A 22,157-nucleotide genomic window follows, 5' to 3' on the forward strand; every position below is an offset into this window, starting at 1 on the left:
CTCCGTGTCGCCGAGGTCTGGTGTGGCGGGTGACATCACTGGTGACCCTTGGGGTCCAAGGCGTCGCGGATGCCGTCACCCAGCAGGTTGAACGAAACGACGATCGCAGCGATCGTGAAGCCCGGGATGAAGAAGAACGTGGGCACCACGTCGGCATAGCTGATCGACTCGTTGAGAATGTTGCCCAGGGTCGGCGTCGGAGCGTTGACACCGACGCCGAGGTAGGCCAGCGCCGCCTCCGCGGAGACGAAGGCCGGCATCATCAGCGTGAAGGTGACCAGGATCGGCGCCCACAGGTTCGGCAGGATCTCGCGGAAGTAGAGCCGGAACTTCGAGGCACCCATCATGGTGGATGCGTGCACGAACTCACGCTCACGCAGCGAGAGCACCTGGCCGCGGACGATACGGGCGATGCCGGTCCAGCCGAAGAGGCCGAGCACCACGATCACATAGACCGCTGCGGTGGGGTTGCCCTTCGGCGTGTGGAGGTACTTCTCGACCATGATCAGGCCGGTGCTGGCCAGCGCCAGCAGCATCAGCGTCAGCGGGAAGGCCAGGGTCAGGTCGATGACGCGACCGATGATGGCGTCGATCCAACCGCCGGCGGCACCGGAGACGATGCCGAGCACGACGCCCAGCACCATCGCGATCATCGTCGCGGAGAGAGCGATGAACAGCGAGAAGGCCACCCCGGACCACAGTCGCGCCATCGTGTCACGGCCCGTGCCCGGCTCGATGCCGAGCGGGTGGTCCATGGACATGCCGCCCCACTTGTCCTTCGGCCGACCGAACTCGTCGGTCAGGTTCAGGGCCGACTTCAGGGGATCGATCCAACCGAAGTGCACGGCCAGGGGCGCGGTGATCGCGGCCAGCACGAACAACAGCACGACGACCAGCGAGACGAGGGTCAGCTTGTCCTTGCGCAGCCGGCCGGCGGCCAACTGCATCGGAGACTTGCTGGCAACCTCCGTGCTCGGCGCGGCAGTGTCGACGACCGCCTGGGCCGTCTCACCACCGAGCTTCTGACCGGTCGATCCAGACATCTCGCCTCCTCGCACACATCGGGACAAGCCCGCTCAACGGGCGTGACTCTATGTGACGGGGACCGCACAAACGGTCACCTACGCGTAACGATCTGGTCTCGACCAGTTGCGCGCAGGCGTCCGCCGTTTCACTCGTCCTTCGGGAGATCCTTCTCTGGGCGTGCGTCCACACCGGCTTCCTTGCGCTGCTCCGGGGTGATCGGCGCCGGCGCCTCGGTGAGCGGGTCGAACCCGCCACCGGACTTCGGGAAGGCGATCACGTCGCGGATCGACTCGGTGCCGGCCAGCAGCGCGACGATGCGGTCCCAGCCGAAGGCGATGCCGCCGTGCGGCGGGGCGCCGAACTTGAACGCCTCGAGCAGGAAGCCGAACTTCTCGTCCGCTTCCTCGGGCGTGATCCCCATGATCTCGAAGACCCGCTTCTGGATGTCCTCACGGTGGATCCGGATCGAGCCGCCACCGATCTCGTTGCCGTTGCAGACGATGTCGTAGGCCCACGCCAGGGCGTTGCCCGGGTCGTCGGTGAAGGTGTCGAGGTCCTTGGGCGAGGTGAACGCGTGGTGCACCGCCGTCCAGGCACCCGCACCGACGGCGACGTCTCCGGCCGCGGTCGCGTCGCTGGTCGGCTCGAAGAGCGGGGCGTCGACGACCCACAGGAACGCCCACGCGCTCTCGTCGATCAGCTCGCAGCGACGGCCGATCTCGAGGCGTGCGGCACCCAGCAGGGCACGGCTGCTCTTGACCGGACCCGCGGCAAAGAAGATGCAGTCACCCGGCTGGGCACCCACGTGCTCGGCGATGCCGGCCTTCTCGGCGTCCGAGAGGTTCTTGGCCACCGGACCGGTCAGCTCGCCGTCGTCCTGGACCAGCACGTAGGCCAGGCCCTTGGCACCGCGCTGCTTGGCCCACTCCTGCCAGGCATCGAGCTTCTTGCGGGGCTGGCTGGCGCCACCGGGCATCACCACGGCACCGACGTAGTCGGCCTGGAACACCCGGAACGTCGTCTCGGAGAAGAATTCCGTGCACTCGGTCAGCTCCTGGCCCATCCGCAGGTCGGGCTTGTCCGAGCCGAACCGGGCCATCGCCTCGGCGTACGTCATCCGCGGCAGCGGCGTCGGCACCTCGTGCCCGATCAGCTTCCACAGCGCGACGAGGATCTCCTCGGCCAGGGTGAGTACGTCGTCCTGCTCGACGAAGCTCATCTCGATGTCGAGCTGGGTGAACTCCGGCTGCCGGTCGGCGCGGAAGTCCTCGTCGCGGTAGCAGCGCGCGATCTGGAAGTAGCGCTCCATGCCGGCCACCATCAGCAGCTGCTTGAACAGCTGCGGGCTCTGCGGCAGGGCGTACCAGCTGCCGGGCTGCAGCCGCGCCGGCACCAGGAAGTCGCGCGCGCCCTCGGGCGTCGACCGGGTCAGCGTCGGGGTCTCGATCTCGACGAAGTCGTGGCGGTCGAGCACGTCGCGTGCGGCCTTGTTGACCTTGCTGCGCAAACGGATCGCGTTGTTCGGGCCGCTGCGGCGCAGGTCGAGGTAGCGGTGGCGAAGGCGGGCCTCCTCCCCCACGTCGCCGCCCTTGGAGGTGCCCGCGTCATCGATCGGGAACGGCAGCGGGGCCGCCGCGCTGAGCACCTCGAGGTCGCTGACCACGACCTCGATCTCGCCGGTGGCCAGGTTGGGGTTCTGGTTGCCCTCCTTGCGGGTGACCACCTCGCCGGTGACCTTGAGGCAGAACTCGCTGCGCAGACTGTGCGCCACCGCCTCGTCACGGATCACGATCTGGACGACGCCGCTGGCCTCGCGCAGGTCGATGAACGCCACGCCGCCGTGATCGCGCCGTCGGGCCACCCAGCCAGCGAGGGTGACGGTCTGGCCGACGTGCTCGGCGCGCAGTGCGCCGGCGTCATGTGTGCGGATCACGGGTGATGCTCCTAGGTGCGGTGATGGGTGGGACGTCAGTTCACTGATTGTCGGTGCGGATGATCGTGGGCTTCAAATCGCTCGCCGGCGGGGTCCATGCTGCGGGGTCGGCGTCGACCTGGTCGCCGGAGCGGATGTCCTTGACCTGGTGACTTCCGTCGTCGCGGGTGAACCACACGAAGGGGATGCCCCGGCGTTCGGCGTACCGGATCTGCTTGCCGAACTTCTGCGCGCTCGCGGCCACCTCGCACGGCACACCGTTGGCGCGCAGTGCGTCGGCGATCTTCTCGCTGGCTCCGCGGGACTCCTCGTCGGGCAGCGCGACCAGGACGGCGCTGGGCACGCTGCGGTCGGCGACCACGAGACCCTTGCCCACCAACGGGACCAGCACCCGGCTCACGCCGAGCGAGATGCCGACCCCCGGGTACGTCGTACGCCCGTCGCTGGCGAGTGAGTCATAGCGGCCACCTGAGCAGATCGAGCCGAGGGACTCGTAGCCGTCGAGACGGGTCTCGAAGACGGTGCCGGTGTAGTAGTCGAGGCCGCGGGCGATCTTGAGCTCGGCACGGATGCGCACCCGGTCGTCGGTGATGTCGGCACAGGCCCGCATCAGCTCGGCGAGCTCGGTCAGGCCCTCGTCGAGGAGGTCGTTGGTCACACCCAGTGCGCGCACCTGGTCGACGAAGGAGTCGTCGTCGGTGCTGATCGCGGCCAGGGCCAGGCACTGGTCGGCCTGCTCCGCACTCAGACCGGCCTCATCGACCAGGAGCTCACGAACCTTGTCGGCCGGCAGCTTGTCGAGCTTGTCGATCAGCCGCATCGCCTCGTCGGCGTCGGCCACACCCAGCCCCTGGTAGAACCCCTGGATCAGCTTGCGGTTGTTGACCTGGAGGGTGAAGCCGGGAAGGCCGATCGACTCCGGATTGGAGAGCCGGCCGAGGGCGGCGAGCATCACCTTGGTGACCTCGACGTCGTGGTGGAAGGGCAGCTCGCCCTGACCGACGATGTCGATGTCGGCCTGGAGGAACTCGCGGTAGCGGCCGTCCTGGGGGCGCTCCCCGCGCCAGACCTTCTGCAGCTGGTAGCGGCGGAACGGGAACTCGAGCTTGCCGGCGTTCTCCAGCACGTAGCGCGCGAAGGGGACGGTCAGGTCGAAGTGCAGGCCGATGCCGGCGTGCCCCTCCTCGGACTCCTCGTGCAGGCGACGCAGCAGGTAGACCTCCTTGGAGGTGTCTCCCTTGCGCAGCAGCTGGTCGAGCGGTTCGACGGCGCGGGTCTCGATGTTCGCGAAGCCGTAGAGCTCGAACGTCTCGGTCAGGGTGTCCATGACCGCGCGTTCCACCTGACGCTGAGCCGGCAGGAACTCGGGGAAGCCGCTCATCGGCTTCGGGGTGCTGCGGCTCATGCGTCACCGCCCGCGGCGTCGTCCTGCAGCTCGAGCAGGAACGGGTTGGTGGCGCGCTCGCGACCGATCGAGGTCTGCTCGCCGTGACCGGGGAAGACCACGATGTCGTCGGCCAGCGGCAGCACCTTGCTGCGCAGGCTCTCGAGCATCTCGGAGTGGTCCCCGCCGACCAGGTCGGTGCGGCCGATCGCCCCCTGGAAGAGGAAGTCACCGGAGAACATCAGCTGGGAGACGTCCTCGTCGCCGGCGTACTCCATGCGGTAGAGCACCGTGCCCGGGGTGTGGCCGGGCGCGTGGTCGACGACGACGGTGAGTCCCTCGATCTCGATCACCGACCCCTCGACTGCCTCGTTGACCCTGCCGGGCTCACGGAAGTCGGGCAGGTCGTTCATCCCGAACTGAGCGCGCAGCATCGAGGCCGACTGGTTCGAGATCGCGGCCATCGGGTCCTTGAGCAGGTGCCGGTCTGCGGCGCCGATCCACAACGGGGCGTCGAACGTGTCGGCGACGACCTGGGCCTGCCACATGTGGTCGAAGTGACCGTGGGTGACCAGGATGGCCGCCGGCTTGAGTGCATGCTCCGCGACGAGGCGGTCGACGCCTTCGGCCGAGTCCTGGCCGGGGTCGATGATGACGCACTCGCCGCCGGCTTCGGCACCGACGAAATAGCAGTTCGCAGCCAGCTGGCCAGCGGGAAAGCCGGCAATGAACACAGGTGATTCCTTCGTTGCTGGGACGGGATGCCGCCTCGCGGATCACGATCCGGCGGCAATACGGGTGTCAGCCTACCGATGTCCGCGCAGGCTTTGACTACGATGGGCGACCATGAGCGCGCAGCAGGAGTCCCCATGGGGTCGGGTAGCCGATGACGGCACCGTCTTCGTCCGTACGTCCGAGGGTGAAAGGTCCGTGGGGCAGTACCCCGAGGGCACACCGGAGGAGGCCCTCAAGTTCTTCACCGACCGGTTCGATGCGCTGAGCTTCGAGGTCGAGCTGCTCGAGAAGCGGGTGCGCGGTGGGGCGCTCGGTCCCGAGGAGGCCGCCGAGTCGGTGAAGACCGTCCGGGCCCAGGTCGTGGACGCGCACGCGGTGGGCGACCTCGACGGTCTCGCCGCCCGTCTGGACAGCCTCGGCCCGGTGATCGCGTCGCAACGTGAGGCCCGCAAGGTCGAACGTGCCGCGAAGGTGGCCGAGTCCAAGGAACGCAAGGAAGGCATCGTCACCGAGGCCGAGAAGCTCGCCGAGTCCAACGACTGGCGCAACGGCGCCAACCGACTGCGGGACCTCCTCGAGGAGTGGAAGGGACTCCCCCGCCTCGACCGGTCCACCGACGACGCCCTCTGGCGTCGCTTCTCCTCCGCACGCACGTCGTACACCCGACGCCGCAAGGCGCACTTCTCCGAGCAGCACGAGAAGCGCGACGGGGCCCGGGTGATCAAGGAGAAGCTCGCCACCGAGGCCGAGTCGCTGGCCGACTCGACCGAGTGGGGTCCGACCGCAGGCAGGTTCCGCGACCTGATGCGTGACTGGAAGGCGGCCGGTCCGGCGCCCCGTGACGCCGACGAGGCCCTGTGGAAGCGGTTCCGTGGTGCCCAGGACGCCTTCTTCGGTGCCCGCGACGCAGCCAACGCCGAGCTCGACCAGGAGTTCGCTGCCAACGCCGAGGTCAAGGAGGCCCTGCTCGTCGAGGCCGAGGCACTGCTCCCGGTGACCGACGTCGAGGCCGCCAAGCGCGCGTTCCGCGACATCGCTGACAAGTGGGACGCGGCCGGCAAGGTGCCGCGCGACAAGATCAAGCCGCTCGAGGCCCGGATCCGCAAGGTCGAGAACGCGATCCGCGGCGTCGAGGACGAGCAGTGGAAGAAGTCCGACCCTGAGAAGTCTGCACGGGCCGACGACATGATCGGCAAGCTCGAGTCGGCGATCGACGAGATCACCGCCGACCTCGAGAAGGCGAAGACCGCCGGCAGCGAGAAGAAGGTCAAGGAGCTCGAGGAGAACCTCGCCTCGCGCCGGGCGTTCCTCGACATGGCCCGCAAGGCCGCCCAGGACTTCTCCGGCTGATCACACTCCGGGCGTCGAACGCCGACGAGTGAGTACGACGACCGCGATCACCAGGAACCACGCGGCGTGCGAGCCGAGCCAGACGCGTTCCCAGGCTCCGGCGTCGGCTCCCCCGTCGAGCCAGATGCTGGCCGACCAGGTCGAGGCGAGCCAGGCCGGCGCGGCAAGGACCGCCGCGACCCGGTTGGCCCCTCGCTCCCAGATCGCGGAGAACGCCGCGACCACCAGCCCGAGCAGCATCGTCCACAGATAGACGTTGCCGCACACCGAGTGCATGGTCGTGCCGACGTCGACGACATGGTTCGCGCCTCGACCACACCCGGCCTCGCCCGCAGGACAGTGCCCGCGGAAGAACAGGATGCCGGCCATCATCAGCGAGCCCTGGGCCATGAAGGCTCCGGCGAGCTTCGTGCGCCACTCGCGCAGCAACACCACGCTGGCGGCCACGTGCCCCACGACGTACGAGGCGATGGCGGCCTGCCCCAGCCAGCCCACGGAGGAGCCACGCCCGGCCAGGGAGGAGACCATGTCGGCGCGCACCGAGTAGTCATCGGCGGCGAACAGGACTGCGAGCCCGTCGAAGGCCCAGAACAAGACGAAGCCCACCAGGCAGGCCAGTGCCCAGCGTCGGCTCAACAGCGCCGACGCCTCCGGTGCGGTCACTGCGTGATGCGATAGGCGTCGAAGACCCCGGGCACCGAACGGACCGCGTTCAGCACCGAGTCGAGGTGCATCGCGTCGGCCATCTCGAAGGAGAACCTGCTCTTGGCCACCCGGTCGCGCGTGGTGGTCAGCGAGGCACTGAGGATGTTCACGTGCACGTCGGAGAGCGCCATGGTGATGTCGGAGAGCAACCGGGACCGGTCGAGTGCCTCCACCTGGATGTTGACCAGGAACGTCGACTTCGTGGTCGGCTCCCACACCACGTCGACGAGCCGCTCGGGCTGAGCCTTGAGGCTGGCGGCGTTGGTGCAGTCGGAGCGGTGCACCGACACTCCCCCGCCCTTGGTCACGAACCCGAGGATCTCGTCGGGCGGCACGGGCGTGCAGCACTTGGCCAGCTTGACCCACAGGCCGTCGGCACCCTTGACCACGACGCCCGCGTCCGTGCCGTGTGTGAGCCGGCTGCGCCCGCGTCGGCCGGTGATGGTGATGCCCTCGGCCAGGTCTTCGGCGGCTCCCTGGTCACCACCGTGCAGGTCGATGACGCGGCGTACGACAGTCTGTGCGCCCAGGTTGCCCTCGCCGACGGCGGCATAGAGCGCGGTGACGTCGGCGAGCTTCAACTGCCCGGCAACGAGACTGAGTGACTCGTGGGAGAGCAGCCTCTTGAGCGGCAGTCCCTCCTTGCGCATCAGCTTGGCGATCTGCTCCTTGCCGTGCTCGATCGCCTCCTCGCGCCGCTCCTTGGTGAACCAGTGGCGGATCTTCGAACGGGCGCGGGGCGACCGGACGAAGTTGAGCCAGTCGCGCGACGGCCCGGCGTTCGGGGCCTTGGAGGTGAACACCTCGATCACGTCGCCGTTGTCGAGCGTGGACTCCAGCGGCACCAGCCGGCCGTTCACACGGGCACCGATGGTGTGGTGGCCGACCTCGGTGTGGACCGCGTAGGCGAAGTCGATCGGTGTTGCCCCCGCCGGCAACGCGATCACGTCGCCACGCGGGGTGAAGACGTAGACCTCGGTGCGGTTGATCTCGAAGCGCAGGGACTCCAGGAACTCGCCCGGGTCTTCGACGTCGTGCTGCCAGTCGAGCAACTGGCGCACCCAGGTCATGTCGTCGGCATCACCACGCCGGTCGGTGTCGACCCCGTTGCGCCCGTCCTCCTTGTACTTCCAGTGCGCCGCGACGCCGTACTCGGCGCGACGGTGCATCGCGAAGGTGCGGATCTGGATCTCGACCGGTTTGCCCTGAGGACCGATCACCGTGGTGTGCAGCGATTGGTACATGTTGAACTTCGGCATGGCGACGTAGTCCTTGAACCTGCCCAGCACCGGGTTCCACCGGGAGTGGATGACCCCGAGGGCGGTGTAGCAGTCGCGGTCGTCGTCGACCAGCACCCGGATGCCGACCAGGTCGTAGATGTCGGAGAAGTCGCGGCCGCCGACGATCATCTTCTGGTAGATCGAGTAGTAGTGCTTCGGTCGCCCGGTCACCCGTGCGGAGAGCCTCGACTCCTTGAGATCGGCCTCGACGCCCTCGATGACCTCGGCCAGGAACTGGTCGCGGGACGGGGCGCGCTCGGCGACCATGCGCACGATCTCGTCGTAGATCTTGGGGTGCAGGGTGGCGAAGGCGAGGTCCTCGAGCTCCCACTTGATGGTGTTCATGCCCAGGCGGTGGGCCAGGGGGGCATAGATGTCGAGGGTCTCGCGGGCCTTGCGCTCCTGCGTCTCCTGCTTGACGTAGCGCAGCGTGCGCATGTTGTGCAGCCGATCGGCGAGCTTGATCACCAGCACCCGGATGTCGCGTGACATCGCCACGATCATCTTGCGGATCGTCTCGGCCTGCGCCGAGTCGCCGTACTGCACCTTGTCGAGCTTGGTCACCCCGTCGACGAGCACGGCGACCTCGTCACCGAAGTCGGCGCGCAGCTCATCGAGGCTGTACGGCGTGTCCTCGACCGTGTCGTGCAGCAGCGCAGCGACCAACGTCGGCTCGGTCATCCCGATGTCGGCCAGGATGGTGGTGACCGCGAGCGGGTGCGTGATGTAGGGGTCGCCGCTCTTGCGCATCTGCGTGGAGTGCAGCTTCTCGGCGACCAGGTAGGCGCGCTCGAGCAAGGCCAGGTCGGCCTTGGGGTGATTCGCCTTCACCGAGCGGAACAGCGGTTCGAGGACCGGGTTTCCCACGGGCGGACGGGAGCCGATCCGGGCCAGCCGAGCGCGCATGCGACGCCCGGTCTGGGACCCGATCGGCTCCGTGGCGCGCGTCGTCCCGGTGGGGTCGACGGGCGTCTCCTCAGTCATTCGTCCAGTCTAGGGGCTGGGTCGAGGATGACTGGTCAGCCCTGCGGGAACAGCGGGTACTCGACGCCGGTGATGTGCTGGACGACGCGCACCACCTGGCAGCTGTAGCCGAACTCGTTGTCGTACCACGCGTAGAGCACCACGTGCTTGCCGTTCACGATCAGCGCGTTGGCGTCGATGATGCACGCTGCACGAGAACCCACGAAGTCGGTCGAGACCGAGTCGGGCGAGGCGACGAAGTCGATCTGGCGCTTCATCGTGGAGTGCAGCGAGGTGTGCCGCAGGTAGTCGAGCATCTCCTCGCGGGTGGTCTCCTTGCCCATCGTCAGGTTGAGGATGGCCATCGACACGTCCGGGGTGGGCACGCGGATCGAGGAGCCGGAGATGTGGCCGGTCAGCTCGGGCAGTGCCTTCGCGACGGCGGAGGCGGCACCGGTCTCGGTGAGCACCATGTTCAGCGGCGCGGAACGGCCACGACGGTTGCCCTTGTGGTAGTTGTCGAGCAGGTTCTGGTCGTTGGTGAACGAGTGCACCGTCTCGACGTGGCCGTGCTCGACGCCGTACTCGTCGTTGATCGCCTTGAGGGCCGGCACGATGGCGTTGGTGGTGCAGGAGGCACACGAGAGGATGTTGTCGTCGTCGCGCAGGGTCTCGTGGTTGACGCCGTGGACGATGTTCTTCACGTCGCCCTTGCCGGGCGCGGTCAGCACGACCTTCGAGACGCCGGGGCGCAGGTGCTTGGAGAGACCCTCACGGTCGCGCCACTTGCCGGTGTTGTCGATCAGGACGGCGTTGTCGATGCCGTAGTCGGTGTAGTCGATCTCGGTGGGGTCGTTGGCGTAGATCACCTTGATGGTGTTGCCGTTGGCGCAGATCGTGTTGTTGTCGGCGTCGATGTGGATCGAGCCGTTGAACTGGCCGTGGATCGAGTCACGGCGCAGGAGCGAGGCGCGCTTCTTCAGGTCGTCCTCGCCGCCCTTGCGTACGACGACCGCACGCAACCGCAGACCGTTTCCGGAGCCGGACTTCTCCACGAGGAGACGGGCCAGGAGCCGACCGATGCGACCGAAGCCGTAGAGCACCACGTCGCGCGGGCCCTCCTGGACGATCTTGTTCTCCCCGGTGGCGCCCTCGACGGCCTTGGCGGTGTACTCCTCGACGGAGAGACCTTGGGAGTCCTCGGCGTAGGAGACGGCCAGGCGCCCGATGTCGACGCGGGCGGGGCCCAGGTCGAGCTCGGCCAGCGCCTGGAGGATCGGGAAGGTGTCCTCGATCGCGAGCTCGCGACCCTCGATCTGACGCACGTAGCGGTGCGTCTTGAGGATGCTGATCACCGACTTGTTGACGAGCGAGCGGCTGTGCACCAGCACGGTCACGTCACGCTCGCGGTAGAGATGCCCGATCATCGGGATCATCGCTTCGGCGAGGGCCTCACGGCTCTTCCAGGTGGCGAAGTGGTCAGACGTCACGGCTCGGTTCCTCGGTTTCTCGGGTGTGCGGTTCAGACCTGCCCCAGCGCGACCAGCGGCAGGTCACCGATGGTCTCGCGTCCGGGCAGGAAAGTCAGTTCCAGGAGGACGGCGACGGCGTGCGACACGCCCCCGCACTTCTCGACCAGCTGGCGGGTGGCGGCAACCGTGCCGCCGGTGGCGAGCACGTCGTCGATCAGCAGGACCCGCTCGCCGGGCGCGATCGCATCGGTGTGCAGCTCCAGCGTCGCCTCGCCGTACTCCAGGGCGTAGGAGATCGCGTGCCGCTCACGTGGCAGCTTGCCCGCCTTGCGGACCGGGACGAAGCCGACGCCCAGCGCCAGCGCGACCGGGGCGGCGAGGATGAATCCCCGTGCCTCCATGCCGACCACCTTGTCGACCACGACGTTGCCGTCGGCGTCACGACCCGCATCGGCCAGGGCCTGCACCACCGCGGTGAAGGCGGCGTGATCGGCCAGCAGCGGAGTGATGTCCTTGAACAGGACTCCGGGCTCCGGGTAGTCGGGGACGTCACGGACCAGGCGTTGAAGCGTCTCGGCCAGGTCGGGCGTGGGTTGCGCCAAGGCCTACTTCTCCTGCTCGGGGCGGTGCTCCTCGACAGGCTCGGCCTCGGTCGGGTCGTCCAGCTCGGACCGGCTCTCAGGCTCACCCTCGAGCTCGTCGGCCTCGGCGAATCCCGCGGGCTCGGGCGGGAGGCCGACGATGGCGGCACGGGCCACCTGGACCACGACGCCTTCGGCGATCTCGAGGCCGACCTTGTCGTCGACGATCGAGCGGATGGTGCCGAACATGCCGCTGCTGGTGATCACCTCGTCACCGACCTCGAGTGAGCGCTGGACGGCACGAAGGTCCTTCTGCCGACGCGAGGCGGGGCGGATCACCAGCAACCAGAAGATCAGGAAGATGGCGATGATGGGCAGCAAGGACAGCAGGTCCTTCAAGGGGATCCGACCTCTCGAGGCGTTCGACGATTCGGGCGTGCCAGTGTGGCTCGACCGTCCGGCAGTCTAACTGCCGATCACTCCTCGAAGAGAGTCGCGTCCGTCACGTCGGGGCCGGGAGGCGTCAGGCCGAGGTGACGCCAGGCCGCCGGTGTGGCGATGCGACCTCGCGGCGTGCGGGCCAGGAGACCGTTGCGCACCAGGAACGGCTCGGCCACCTCTTCGACGGTCTCGCGCTCCTCGCCCACCGCGACGGCCAGTGTCGAGAGCCCCACGGGCCCTCCGCCGAAGCGGCGACAGAGCACGTCGAGGACACCACGGTCGAGCCGGTCCAGACCCGACTCGTCGACCTCGTAGAGCTCGAGGGCCGCCCGCGCGACCTCGAGCGTCACGGTGCCGTCGGCGCGGACCTGGGCGTAGTCGCGCACCCGGCGCAGCAGCCGGTTGGCGATCCGCGGCGTCCCCCGGGATCGGCCGGCGATCTCGGCGGAGCCCTCGTCGATGAGGTGCACGTCGAGCAGCCCGGCACTGCGGTGCACGATCAGGTCGAGGTCCTCGGGCTCGTAGAACTCGAGGTGGGCGGTGAAGCCGAACCGGTCGCGCAGCGGCCCGGGCAGGAGCCCGGCCCGGGTGGTGGCTCCGACCAGCGTGAACGGCGGGATCTCGAGCGGGATCGCGGTCGCGCCCGGACCCTTGCCGATGATCACGTCGACGCGGAAGTCCTCCATCGCCATGTAGAGCATCTCTTCGGCGGCGCGGGACATGCGGTGGATCTCGTCGACGAAGAGCACGTCGCCCTCGTTGAGACCGGAGATGACCGCGGCCAGGTCGCCGGCATGGGTGATCGCCGGCCCACTGGTCAGCCGCAGGGGCACCGACATCTCCGCGGCGATGATCATGGCCAGGGTGGTCTTGCCGAGCCCGGGCGGCCCGGAGAGCAGCACGTGGTCGGGTGCCCGGCCGCGTGCCTTGGCCGCGTCGAGGACCAGACCGAGCTGCTCACGCACCCGCTGCTGGCCGATGACCTCGTCGAGGGACTTGGGTCGCAGCGCGGCCTCGATCGCGCGTTCGTCACCGGTGGCGTCGGCCGAGGTGAGGCGGGCGATCTCGGCTTCCTCGGCGACGCTGAACTGGTCGCTGAACTGGTCCATGCTCAGGCCTTCCGCAAGGTCTGGAGGGCGGCGCGGAGCATGGCGCCGACGTCGGGCGTCTCGCCGGTGTCGGGCTCGATCACGTCGAGGGCCTTGTCGGCCTCCTTGGCCGACCACCCCAGGCCGACCAGGCCCTGGTGCACCTGGTCGCGCCACCCGGCAGCGCTCGCGGGCACGCCGGTGCGGGTGCTCCGGGTCGCGCCGGTCGGGGCGCCGATGCGGTCCTTGAGCTCGAGGATGATGCGCTGCGCGCCCTTCTGACCGATGCCGGGCACCTTGGTCAGTGTCTTGACGTCCTCGCTCGAGACGGCCTGGCGCAGGTCGTCGGGGGCCAGCACCGCGAGCGCCGCCTGGGCCAGCTTCGGACCGACCCCACTGGCGGTCTGGAGCAGCTCGAAGCAGGCCTTCTCGTCGTCGTCGAGGAACCCGAAGAGGGTCAGGGAGTCCTCCCTGACGACCATGCTGGTCGGCAGGATCGCCTCCTCGCCGTCGCGCAACGTGGCCAGGGTTCCGGGCGTGCACATCAGCTCGAGGCCGACTCCCCCGACCTCGACGACGGCACTGTTGAGGGTGACACCGGCGACGGTGCCACGGACGAATGCGATCACTGCCGGTCCTCTTTCGTGAGCGGGTGCTGGTTCATCGCCGCGCCTTGAGCAGAGCGGCCTCGATGCGCGACTGGGCTCCGCCGCGCCAGATGTGGGTGATGGCCAGGGCCAGTGCGTCGGCAGCGTCAGCCGGCTTGGGGGGTGCGGTCAGCCGGAGGATGCGGGTCACCATCGCGGTGACCTGGGCCTTGTCGGCACGGCCGCTGCCGGAGACCGCCGCCTTGACCTCACTGGGGGTGTGCAGCGCGACCGGGATGCCCCGACGGGCGGCGCAGACCATCGCGATGCCGCTGGCCTGGGCAGTGCCCATCACGGTGCTGACGTCGGAGCGGGCGAAGACCCGCTCGACGGCGACCGCATCGGGCTGGAACTCCTCGATCCAGGCGTCGATGCCCTTCTCGATCGTGACCAGCCGGATCGGCACCGGCTCGGACGACGAGGTGCGCAGCACGTTGACGTCGAGCATGGTCAGTGGTCGACCGACCTCGCCGTCGACCACGCCCATGCCGCAGCGGGTCAGGCCGGGGTCGATCCCGAGCACGCGCATCTGGAACCCTTCACGTCGTCCGAACACCTGTTCGGACTCACGCTAACAAGATCCGCCGACGGTTCGTCGTACGGCACGCCGTGTCGTCGTTCGCCGACCGTGATCACTCCTCGTCGGCGTCGAGCTCGGCGAGCACGCTCTCGGGCACGTCGACGTTGGAGAAGACGTTCTGCACGTCGTCGAGGTCCTCGAGTGCGTCGACCAGCTTGAAGACCTTGATCGCGGCGTCCTTGTCGACCGGGATGTCCATGCTCGCCACGAACTCGACGTCGGCCGAGTCGTAGTCGATGGCGGCACCCTGCAGCGCCGTCCGTACCTCGACCACGTCGCCGGCCTCGGAGAGGATCTGGAGCGACTCACCCAGGTCGTTGACGTCGTCCGCGCCGGCGTCGAGGGTCGCCTCGAGGACGTCGTCCTCACCGATCTCGCGGGTCTCCTGGGCCTTGGGCACCACGACCACACCCTTGCGGTCGAACAGACGCGAGACCGAGCCCGGGTCCGCGAGCGTGCCGCCGTTGCGGGTGACCGCCGTGCGGACCTCCATCGCGGCGCGGTTGCGGTTGTCGGTCAGGCACTCGACCAGGATCGCCACGCCCTGGGGCCCGTAGACCTCGTACATGATCGTCTCGTAGTCGACGGCTCCACCCTCGAGCCCACCGCCGCGCTTGACCGCGGAGTCGATGTTCTTGTTGGGGACCGACTGCTTCTTCGCCTTCTGGATGGCGTCGAACAGCGTCGGGTTGCCGCTGGAGTCGGGGCCGCCCATCTTCGCCGCGATCTCGATGTTCTTGATCAGCTTGGCGAAGAGCTTGCCGCGCTTGGCATCGATCGCGGCCTTCTTGTGCTTCGTGGTCGCCCATTTGGAGTGGCCGGACATGCGCTCCCTCTTCTGAATGCGGCTCCGCTGACTGAGAAGTCGAGCTCAGCCCTCGACGTACTGTGCGCCGAAAGCCTACCGCCCGCCGCGGGCGACCGGTGGAGGGCAGGCTCGGCTGCACCCACCCGGCCGGCCGGCGGTAGGCCCGGCACCGACGCGTCCGGTCAGGCCTGCGCCACCAGGTCGAGGAAGTAGCGGTGGATCCGGGTGTCCGAGTCGACCTCGGGGTGGAATGAGGTCGCCATCAGGCTCCCCTGGCGCACCCCGACCACTCGCCCGTCGGCCGGTCCGCCCTCCACCCGCGCGAGCACGTCGACGCCCTCACCCAGCTCCTCGACCCACGGTGCCCGGATGAACACCGCGTGCACGGGCTCCTCGAAGCCGTCGAACGCCAGCTCACCCTCGAAGGAGTCGACCTGGCGGCCGAACGCGTTGCGTCGCACCGTGACGTCGAGACCACCCAGCGTCTCCTGGTCGGCGGTGCCGCCCTCGACCCGGTCCGCCAGCATGATCATGCCGGCGCAGGTGCCGAAGGTGGGCATGCCCTGCTCGATGCGCTGCTGCAGCGGCTCGAAGAGCTCGAAGGTCCGCGCCAGCTTGTACATCGTGGTCGACTCGCCACCGGGGATGATGAGGCCGTCGCAGCGTGCCAGCTCCTCGGGACGGCGTACGCCGAACGCGGTGGCGCCGAGATCGGTGAGGATGCGCAGGTGCTCGCGCACGTCACCCTGCAGGGCGAAGACGCCGATGGTGGGGCCGGTCAACGAGGAGGGCATGGCCGCATCGTAGGAGCCGGCCGGCTCATCCGTGCGAGTGGTCCGCGAACTGCATCCCGATCACCCGCAGGAGGTCCAGCTTCTGGGCGGCGTCGGAGCCGGGCTCGGCCGAGTAGACGATCACCGACTGGTCGGTGTCGGGGAGCACCATCGAGTCGCACTCGAGGGTGAGGTCGCCGATCTCGGGGTGCCGGATCGTCTTGGTGTGACTGCGCCACGGCGCAACGTCGGTCTCGGTCCACAGTCGCCGGAACTCGGGGCTGGCGGCCCGCAACGCCTCGATCAGCTCCTGCAAGGGAGCGTCGTGGGGATACTTCGCGGCGGCAGCGCGCAGGCTGCCCACCGACTGGGCGGCACTCTTCGCCGCCTCCTCGGGAGTGTTCGCCACCCGCCCCTGCTCCCCCAGGAACCGTTGCCACACGATGTTGCGCTGCCGCACCGGGAGCCGGGTCCAGTCCCCGAGCAGCGCCGAGGCCATGGCGTTCCACGCCAGGAAGTCGCCCTTGGCGCTCATCACCAGCACCGGCAGGTCGTTGAGCCGATCGAGCAGCCGCTGGATGCTGGGGCGCACGTGAAGGTCGATGGTGTCGGTGCGTGGTTGCCGCACGTCGGCCAGCTCGAACAACTCGGCGCGTGCGTCGTCGCCCAGGCGCAGGGCTCGTGCCAGCGCGGAGAGCACCGCGGGTGACGGGTGCGGACCGCGGGCCTGCTCGAGCCGTACGACGTAGTCGACACTGACGCCGGCCAGCGCGGCCACCTCCTCGCGGCGCAGCCCCGGCACGCGGCGCCGCTCCCCGGACGGCATGCCCACGTCCTCGGGACAGATCCGGGAACGCGCCTGCTTGAGCAGTCGGGCGATCTCGGGTCGGTTCATGCCACCAGTCTTCCGCACGGTCGCGCGGACCGCATCCCGTCAACCTAGGACTGCCGATCCCATGCTCGACAGGCACTGGAGGCCTGGCGCTCGCGCGGCCACGGTTGGTGTCATGACTACCGAACGCAACACGACACAGCACATGACACGGCACACGACAGGGGCGCTGGTCACCGGCGCCAACAAGGGAATCGGTTTCGAGACGGCGCGCCAGCTGCTCGGCCTGGGCTGGCAGGTCTGGCTCGGCGCCCGAGACGAAGAACGCGGCGCGAAGGCCGTCGCCGAGCTCGCGGCACTGGGCGACGTACGGCTGCTGGTCGTCGACGTCACCTCGGACGAGTCGGTCGCTGCAGCGGTCGCGACCATCACCGAGGCAGGCGGTGTCGACGTGCTGATCAACAACGCCGGCATCGCCGGCTCGTTCAGTTCGCCCGACGAGACGGTTCCGATGGACTTCCTTCCGGTGTACGGCGTGAACGTGCTCGGCCCGGTCCGCATGATCCACGCGTTCCTGCCCCTGCTGCGGGAGTCGACTCACCCACGCATCGTCAACGTCTCGAGCGGCATGGGCTCGTTCGGCATCACCACCGACCCGTCGCGACTCGAGTCGGCGCTCTACGGGCTGGTCTATCCGTCATCCAAGAGTGCGTTGAACATGATCACCAGCATGTATGCCAAAGACCTGCCCTGGTTGAAGATCAACGCCGTCGACCCCGGTTACACGGCCACCGATCTCAACGGGCACAACGGTGTCCAGTCGGTGGAGGTCGGAGCCGCTCCCGTGGTGCGGATGGCCACGATCGGCGCGGACGGGCCGACGGGAAGCTTCAGCGGTCAGCAGGGTGAGCTGCCCTGGTGAGTTCCGCATGCTTGCGGCTCGGCCCACGAGCATCGGGACCCGTCACCCCGAGCTCACGCGTCGAGAAGTACGGCAGTTCGCCCTGTTACGGCCCCGCGTCGAGCCCGGCGTGCGCACCGGTGTTCCCCAACTGCCGTACTTCTTGACACGTCGCAGGTGTCCCAGCCTGGTTGAGCCCCGGGATAGCCTCGTCCGAGTGAGCTTCCTCGAGCGTCCGAACCCGATCATCGCCGCGCCGATGGCCGGTGCCACCACACCGGCGCTCGCCGCGGCGGTCTCGAATGCCGGCGGCCTGGGCTTCCTCGCCGCCGGCTATCTCTCGGTCGACTCGATGGCCGACGAAGTGACGGCGTACAGGGCGCTGACCGACGCCACCGTCGCGATCAACCTGTTCACCCCGCAGACGGATCGGTCGCTCGAGCTCGGCCCGCGGCTCGACGACTATCAGACCGAGGTCGCGTTGACCGCCGCGAAGTACGGCGTCTCCCCCGGTGACCCCTCCTTCGACGACGACACGTTCGACGGCAAGGTGGACTGGCTGGTGGAGAACCCCGTCGATGTCGTCTCCTTCACCTTCGGTCCGGTGCCACCGGCGGCGGTGTTCCGGCTCCAGGAGGTCGGCACGACCGTCGGCTTCACCGTCACCTCGGAGCACGAGGCGCTGCAAGCGGTCGGTCTGGGAGCGGACTTCCTGGTCGCACAGGGCTGCGAGGCCGGCGGACATCGCGGCACCTGGCACGTCTCCGACCAGCCGAACACGCTGTCGGCTCGCGAGGTGGTGGCGGCCATTGCCGGTATCGGGCTTCCGGTGATCGCCGCGGGCGGCGTCGGTTCGGCCGCCGACGTGCACGCTCTGCTGGATGCCGGTGCCTCGGCGGCCGCGGTCGGCACCTTGTTCCTGGCGTGTGACGAGAGCAAGGCGCCGGCCGCTCACAAGGCCGCGTTGACCTCGGGCTCGTTCACCTCGGCGGCCGTGACCCGCGCCTTCAGCGGCCGCTACGCCCGGGCACTGGTCAACGACTTCGTGCGCGCTCACGACGGCCGCGCGCCGTCGGCGTACCCGAACGTGCACCACCTGACCAGGCCGATCCGTACGGCGGCCGCAGCCGCCGGCGACCCACAGGGCATGGCGCTGTGGGCCGGCTCCGGACATGCCGCACCCGGACGGCTCACGGCACCCGAGGTCGTTGCGAGACTCGCGATGATGTGACGGGGTCGCGGCGGAAGTCAGACGTCTGAACAGATCCCGACCAGGACCAAAAGGACCGTGTATCTCTTCTTGTTCGACGCCACAGATGTCCATGTCGTCGAGCCGTAGTTGATTTTGGCCTCGACGCTGAACGTCCCGCTGGTGACCAGGCCCGTGAATGTCTTGTCGGTCACCCCGGGACCGACGTTCTCGGTCACCGAGCCCCCGGTTCCGTAGTGAAGCGTGTAGCCGGTGGCACCGGGCACGGCCGTCCAGTTGAGCCGAGTTGTTCCGACGCTCAAGGTTCCACATGAGACCACCGGCGGCGGGACTGTCAGCGCGGTCAGGGTGCCCCCGGTGACAAGCGAGGTGTCGGAGAACATCGCCATCGTGTTGATCGGAGCCACCCCGGTGGCCGTGGTCACGAGAAGGCCTGCCGTCGCCGCTCCAGCGATGACCCGGGTCGCCTGCCGGCCGCCCTTGCGATCCGCCGGTGGACCCGGTTCGTCGTCCTCCTTGCGCCGGCCGCCGAAGGCCGAGACCAGCAGCAGGGTGACGAACCCACCGCAGATCAACAGCCCCCACGGTGTGCTGGCCGCGTTGACCACGTGGCCGGCCCACGGCACGTCGACGAAGACTCGGTAGGCCTTGTCGACCGTGTAGGTCTCGCTGTCCGGAGTCGAGTTGGCGTCTCCCTTGAGCTGCAGCACCGCACCGCCATCGGTCTGCTCGACCGAGACCACCCGGTGCGTGACGCGGGTGCCCGTGGGGTCGACGACGCTGACGATGTCGCCCTTGTTGATCTCCTTCGCGGGAGTCTCGCGGGCCAGCGCCAACGCCCCGGCCTCGATCTCGGGTGACATCGACCCTGACCTGAAGACCAGCGGGCGTACGTCGAAGACCAGCGCCAGGGCACCCAGCAGAAGACAGAGCACTCCCAGGCAGGCGCCGAGCCAGAGCGCTGCCTCCCTGAGTCGTCCGACGACCGCGGCGCGCGAGGTCATGGCTTCTGGTTCGCAGTGAAGGTCAGGGACACGGAACCGGTCTTGGACTGGTTGGCGTTGTCGGCAGCAGGGTCGAGGCCGACGATGATGCAGATCGACTGGGTGCCGCCGGCGGCGATCTCCTGAGCAGTGCTGATCAGTGGCTTGTTGGTCGTGTCGACGGCCTGTGCGGTGCCCAATGGGGATCCGGTGCAGCTGTCCTGCTGGGGGTACGTCGTGTCCGCCACGGCCGTGCCGGCGTACAGCTGCACGGTGATGGGCGAGCCTGTGAAGGTCCAGGTGGGCGAGACGCCGCGGGTCGCGGTGGCGAGATAGGTGAACGGCGGGTTGCCGACGTTCTTGACGGTGAGGTTGAACGCCTTGCGCTCGTCGGGCGCCAGCCCGGTCCAGGTGATCGTGGTCTTGGCGTAGCCGGCGCCGTTGCCGACCGCACCGTTGGTGTCGAACTGCAGGTCCATCGCGCCCGACGTGATCGGGCCGCCGGTGACCACGGCGGTGTCGCTCCAGTAGGCGTAGGTGCCGATGGAGCCGAAGCCGACCAGCAGCCCCAGGCTCAGCAGCGCTCGCGTCCTGTCCGATCTGGCACCCGACCATATCCGTCGAGCCGTGCTCTCAGCGTGCCGCGCCATGACCTGAGTCCTCTCGCTTGCCGCGTTTCAACAGTGCCAGTCCCGAGCCGATGGCGACACCGGCCACCACGAGCAGCCAGCCGATCCAGGCAGGTGCTCCGGTGTCCGGCAGACCGTGATCGCCGGAGCCGTTCGGGTCGTCGCCACCGGACCCCACGCCTGCGTCCGCCAGCGTCACAGTGAACCGGAACTCCGCGTGGTCTCGTTGCGTGCTGTTGGTGGAGTCGCGGTCGAAGCTGGCCCTCACCCGCAACTTCTGCGTGCCGCCCGCGGCGAGTGAGCTCTGGTTCATGCGGTACGCGTTCGCTGTGTGCTCGAGCGCGACCCAGTTCCGTGACCCCACGCGTGTCTCGATCAGCATCTCGCCGTTGCGCAGGAGCAGGTCCGGGTCCCGGCTCTCGACGCTGATCGTCAGCGTGCCGAGCACTGCTGCCTGGTTGCGCACGTAGAACTCGCTGGTTCGTACGTCGCCCGGCACCCATCGCAGCCCGGAGTCGAACAACGACCTTTCGAGCTGGTTCGACCACGTGCGGCCGTCCCGGCTGATCCCGAGCTCGTCGGCCGCATGAGCAGACGAGGGCCCAAGGCAGAGCAGGCACACCGAGACCACGAGCATCACCCTGATCACGATGCCGACCGTTCCTTGCGCCGCTCCCGGAGTGATCCGGTCAGCATGAATGCGGCGTACCCGAGAAGGAGTGCAGCAACGACGTAGACCGCCATCTGCCTCTCCCTCCCGTTCAGCACGTTGTTCAGGTAACCGAGGTACTTCACCGAGTACCACGTCTCACCCCTGACCTGAACCGGTCTGACCCACTCCTGGTCCGGGGTGTCGTTCGCGTCGCCCTGCGTCTGCAACTGGACTTCGCCCTTGGCGTTGAAGCCCGTGGCGACCACCCGGTGCGTGACGACTGTCGACTTGCCCGACTCCCGTTGGTAGGTGATCACCGTCCCGACCTTGATCTCGTCTCCGTCGACCGGCTTGACCACCACCAGCGTTCCGGGTGGGTAGTCCGGCTTCATCGAACCCGTCAGGATCGTGTACGGCGTCGCGCCGCCGAGCCTCGGGACGAGCACTGCGACCAGCAGGATCGCCACGACGCCCAGGATCGCCAGCCAGGCCAGAAGCTGACCCAGCCAGCCGAGGACTCCACGGACCGACATCAGGCTCGATGCAACTCAGGTCACGGGTGCGGGTCAGCCTGCACGGCGTTGATGACGAGGTCGTCGAGCGCGCTGGTGGAGACACCCTGCGCGTCATTGTCCGCGACCGACCCGTAGGGCCAGTCGACGGTGATGGTGACCGAGATCGGGCCGCTGCTCGAGACCGTGCCACCGCCCGTGAGCCCTGCCGTGATGTCGACAGCGTCACCGGCCGTGGCCGGGAGGTTGAAGGCGGCCTCGGCTGTGGCCACCGAAGCGTCGTCGAGCGTCACATCTGCCGAGATGTGGTCACCGGTCATGGTGATGGTGCCGGTGCACTGCTTGGTGATGGTGTCCCCGGGGACGATGAGCTGGACGTCGGTATCAGCACCCTCGGTCCATGTGGGGGCACACGTCATGTTGCTGAGGTCCAGGCTGCCGGCGGTGACGCTGCCACCGTCGACGTCGGCACTGTCACTCCAGTAGGCCAGCGAACCGGCCCCACCCATCAGGAGCACCGCAGCGGCGGCCGCAGCGATCGAACCCTTGGTCGACTTCTTCATTTCATTTTCCCTGTCCGTAGTCGGCGCAGGGAGGCGCACCCCCCTGCCACACCCTCTTGACGGCTGTCTTGCCCGCTCCTTACGCAACACTCGCAAAGATAGTCACTTC

Annotated in this window: 23 protein-coding genes; 3 read left to right on the top strand and 20 right to left on the bottom strand. The window is 68.4% G+C overall.

The annotated features are described in order from the left end of the window. Positions 1–35 precede the first annotated feature (35 nt). The 4 genes from NJ4_RS06570 to NJ4_RS06585 all read right to left on the bottom strand — a co-directional run bounded on the left by NJ4_RS06570 (position 36) and on the right by NJ4_RS06585 (position 5,077). On the bottom strand, positions 36–1,043 hold the full coding sequence (locus NJ4_RS06570) for an ABC transporter permease (RefSeq protein ID WP_067431967.1): 1,008 nt from the start codon (positions 1,041–1,043) through the stop codon (positions 36–38). A gap of 128 nt (positions 1,044–1,171) precedes the next feature. Further along, the gene (aspS, locus tag NJ4_RS06575) at positions 1,172–2,959 is read right to left on the bottom strand and encodes an aspartate--tRNA ligase (protein WP_067431970.1); all 1,788 of its coding nucleotides are present in this window, start codon (positions 2,957–2,959) and stop codon (positions 1,172–1,174) included. A gap of 40 nt (positions 2,960–2,999) precedes the next feature. Continuing rightward, positions 3,000–4,364, bottom strand: coding sequence for a histidine--tRNA ligase (hisS, locus tag NJ4_RS06580; RefSeq protein WP_067431972.1), 1,365 nt, complete (start codon positions 4,362–4,364; stop codon positions 3,000–3,002). Continuing rightward, positions 4,361–5,077, bottom strand: coding sequence for an MBL fold metallo-hydrolase (locus NJ4_RS06585; RefSeq protein WP_067431974.1), 717 nt, complete (start codon positions 5,075–5,077; stop codon positions 4,361–4,363). Before NJ4_RS06585 ends, hisS begins: the two co-directional genes overlap by 4 nt. Before the next feature lie 112 nt (positions 5,078–5,189). Here NJ4_RS06585 and NJ4_RS06590 point away from each other — a divergent pair, with 112 nt between their 5' ends. Beyond that, entirely contained in the window at positions 5,190–6,428 is a 1,239-nt protein-coding gene (locus tag NJ4_RS06590) for a DUF349 domain-containing protein (RefSeq protein WP_067431976.1), read from the top strand. Here the strand turns inward: NJ4_RS06590 and NJ4_RS06595 are convergent, their stop codons facing one another. From NJ4_RS06595 to NJ4_RS06645, 11 genes are all read right to left on the bottom strand, one after another. Next, the gene (locus NJ4_RS06595) at positions 6,429–7,091 is read right to left on the bottom strand and encodes a DUF998 domain-containing protein (protein ID WP_067431978.1); all 663 of its coding nucleotides are present in this window, start codon (positions 7,089–7,091) and stop codon (positions 6,429–6,431) included. After that, a complete protein-coding gene (locus NJ4_RS06600; protein WP_082748248.1) occupies positions 7,088–9,397 on the bottom strand; it encodes a RelA/SpoT family protein in 2,310 nt (769 codons plus the stop codon). Before NJ4_RS06600 ends, NJ4_RS06595 begins: the two co-directional genes overlap by 4 nt. A 35-nt stretch (positions 9,398–9,432) precedes the next feature. Further along, positions 9,433–10,866, bottom strand: a complete 1,434-nt coding sequence (locus tag NJ4_RS06605; RefSeq protein WP_082748249.1) for a glyceraldehyde-3-phosphate dehydrogenase — start codon at positions 10,864–10,866, stop codon at positions 9,433–9,435. A gap of 32 nt (positions 10,867–10,898) precedes the next feature. Then, on the bottom strand, positions 10,899–11,450 hold the full coding sequence (locus NJ4_RS06610; protein WP_067431980.1) for an adenine phosphoribosyltransferase: 552 nt from the start codon (positions 11,448–11,450) through the stop codon (positions 10,899–10,901). A 3-nt stretch (positions 11,451–11,453) separates the two neighbouring features. After that, the gene (yajC, locus tag NJ4_RS06615) at positions 11,454–11,828 is read right to left on the bottom strand and encodes a preprotein translocase subunit YajC (RefSeq protein ID WP_169799221.1); all 375 of its coding nucleotides are present in this window, start codon (positions 11,826–11,828) and stop codon (positions 11,454–11,456) included. Positions 11,829–11,905: 77 nt separating this feature from the next. Continuing rightward, positions 11,906–12,979 (bottom strand): Holliday junction branch migration DNA helicase RuvB, encoded by a 1,074-nt coding sequence (gene ruvB / locus NJ4_RS06620; RefSeq protein ID WP_067431987.1) that lies wholly within the window; start codon positions 12,977–12,979, stop codon positions 11,906–11,908. A gap of 2 nt (positions 12,980–12,981) precedes the next feature. Beyond that, positions 12,982–13,587, bottom strand: coding sequence for a Holliday junction branch migration protein RuvA (gene ruvA, locus NJ4_RS06625; protein ID WP_067431989.1), 606 nt, complete (start codon positions 13,585–13,587; stop codon positions 12,982–12,984). Between the two features lie 31 nt (positions 13,588–13,618). After that, positions 13,619–14,134, bottom strand: a complete 516-nt coding sequence (gene ruvC, locus NJ4_RS06630; RefSeq protein WP_067431992.1) for a crossover junction endodeoxyribonuclease RuvC — start codon at positions 14,132–14,134, stop codon at positions 13,619–13,621. A gap of 103 nt (positions 14,135–14,237) precedes the next feature. Further along, positions 14,238–15,011 carry a YebC/PmpR family DNA-binding transcriptional regulator gene (locus tag NJ4_RS06635; protein ID WP_067431995.1) on the bottom strand — a complete coding sequence of 258 codons (774 nt, stop codon included), beginning with the start codon at positions 15,009–15,011 and terminating at the stop codon, positions 14,238–14,240. Positions 15,012–15,175: 164 nt separating this feature from the next. Then, positions 15,176–15,787 carry a pyridoxal 5'-phosphate synthase glutaminase subunit PdxT gene (gene pdxT / locus NJ4_RS06640; RefSeq protein ID WP_067431997.1) on the bottom strand — a complete coding sequence of 204 codons (612 nt, stop codon included), beginning with the start codon at positions 15,785–15,787 and terminating at the stop codon, positions 15,176–15,178. A gap of 25 nt (positions 15,788–15,812) precedes the next feature. Then, on the bottom strand, positions 15,813–16,661 hold the full coding sequence (locus tag NJ4_RS06645; RefSeq protein ID WP_067431999.1) for a helix-turn-helix transcriptional regulator: 849 nt from the start codon (positions 16,659–16,661) through the stop codon (positions 15,813–15,815). A gap of 112 nt (positions 16,662–16,773) precedes the next feature. Here NJ4_RS06645 and NJ4_RS06650 point away from each other — a divergent pair, with 112 nt between their 5' ends. Next, positions 16,774–17,520: an SDR family NAD(P)-dependent oxidoreductase gene (locus NJ4_RS06650; RefSeq protein ID WP_245644487.1), complete on the top strand. Its 747-nt coding sequence runs from the start codon at positions 16,774–16,776 to the stop codon at positions 17,518–17,520. Positions 17,521–17,716: 196 nt separating this feature from the next. Next, positions 17,717–18,730: a nitronate monooxygenase gene (locus tag NJ4_RS06655; protein WP_217996789.1), complete on the top strand. Its 1,014-nt coding sequence runs from the start codon at positions 17,717–17,719 to the stop codon at positions 18,728–18,730. Between the two features lie 17 nt (positions 18,731–18,747). Here NJ4_RS06655 and NJ4_RS06660 read toward each other — a convergent pair whose 3' ends face one another. Genes NJ4_RS06660 through NJ4_RS06680 form a run of 5 tightly spaced genes read right to left on the bottom strand, consistent with a single transcriptional unit; the run spans position 18,748 to position 22,048 of the window. Next, a complete protein-coding gene (locus tag NJ4_RS06660) occupies positions 18,748–19,713 on the bottom strand; it encodes a signal peptidase I (protein ID WP_067432005.1) in 966 nt (321 codons plus the stop codon). Further along, positions 19,710–20,342: a SipW-dependent-type signal peptide-containing protein gene (locus NJ4_RS06665; protein ID WP_067432008.1), complete on the bottom strand. Its 633-nt coding sequence runs from the start codon at positions 20,340–20,342 to the stop codon at positions 19,710–19,712. Before NJ4_RS06665 ends, NJ4_RS06660 begins: the two co-directional genes overlap by 4 nt. After that, the gene (locus NJ4_RS06670) at positions 20,326–20,970 is read right to left on the bottom strand and encodes a hypothetical protein (RefSeq protein ID WP_067432011.1); all 645 of its coding nucleotides are present in this window, start codon (positions 20,968–20,970) and stop codon (positions 20,326–20,328) included. The genes NJ4_RS06665 and NJ4_RS06670 overlap by 17 nt, the downstream gene beginning before the upstream one ends. After that, positions 20,967–21,506 (bottom strand): signal peptidase I, encoded by a 540-nt coding sequence (locus NJ4_RS06675; RefSeq protein WP_067432021.1) that lies wholly within the window; start codon positions 21,504–21,506, stop codon positions 20,967–20,969. Before NJ4_RS06675 ends, NJ4_RS06670 begins: the two co-directional genes overlap by 4 nt. Positions 21,507–21,526: 20 nt before the next feature. Then, the gene (locus tag NJ4_RS06680; protein WP_067432023.1) at positions 21,527–22,048 is read right to left on the bottom strand and encodes an alternate-type signal peptide domain-containing protein; all 522 of its coding nucleotides are present in this window, start codon (positions 22,046–22,048) and stop codon (positions 21,527–21,529) included. Positions 22,049–22,157: the final 109 nt, after the last annotated feature.

Origin of the sequence: Nocardioides jensenii JCM 1364 = NBRC 14755 (genome assembly GCF_001552535.1) — a bacterium.
In the GTDB taxonomy this organism is placed as follows: Bacteria; Actinomycetota; Actinomycetes; order Propionibacteriales; family Nocardioidaceae; genus Nocardioides; species Nocardioides jensenii.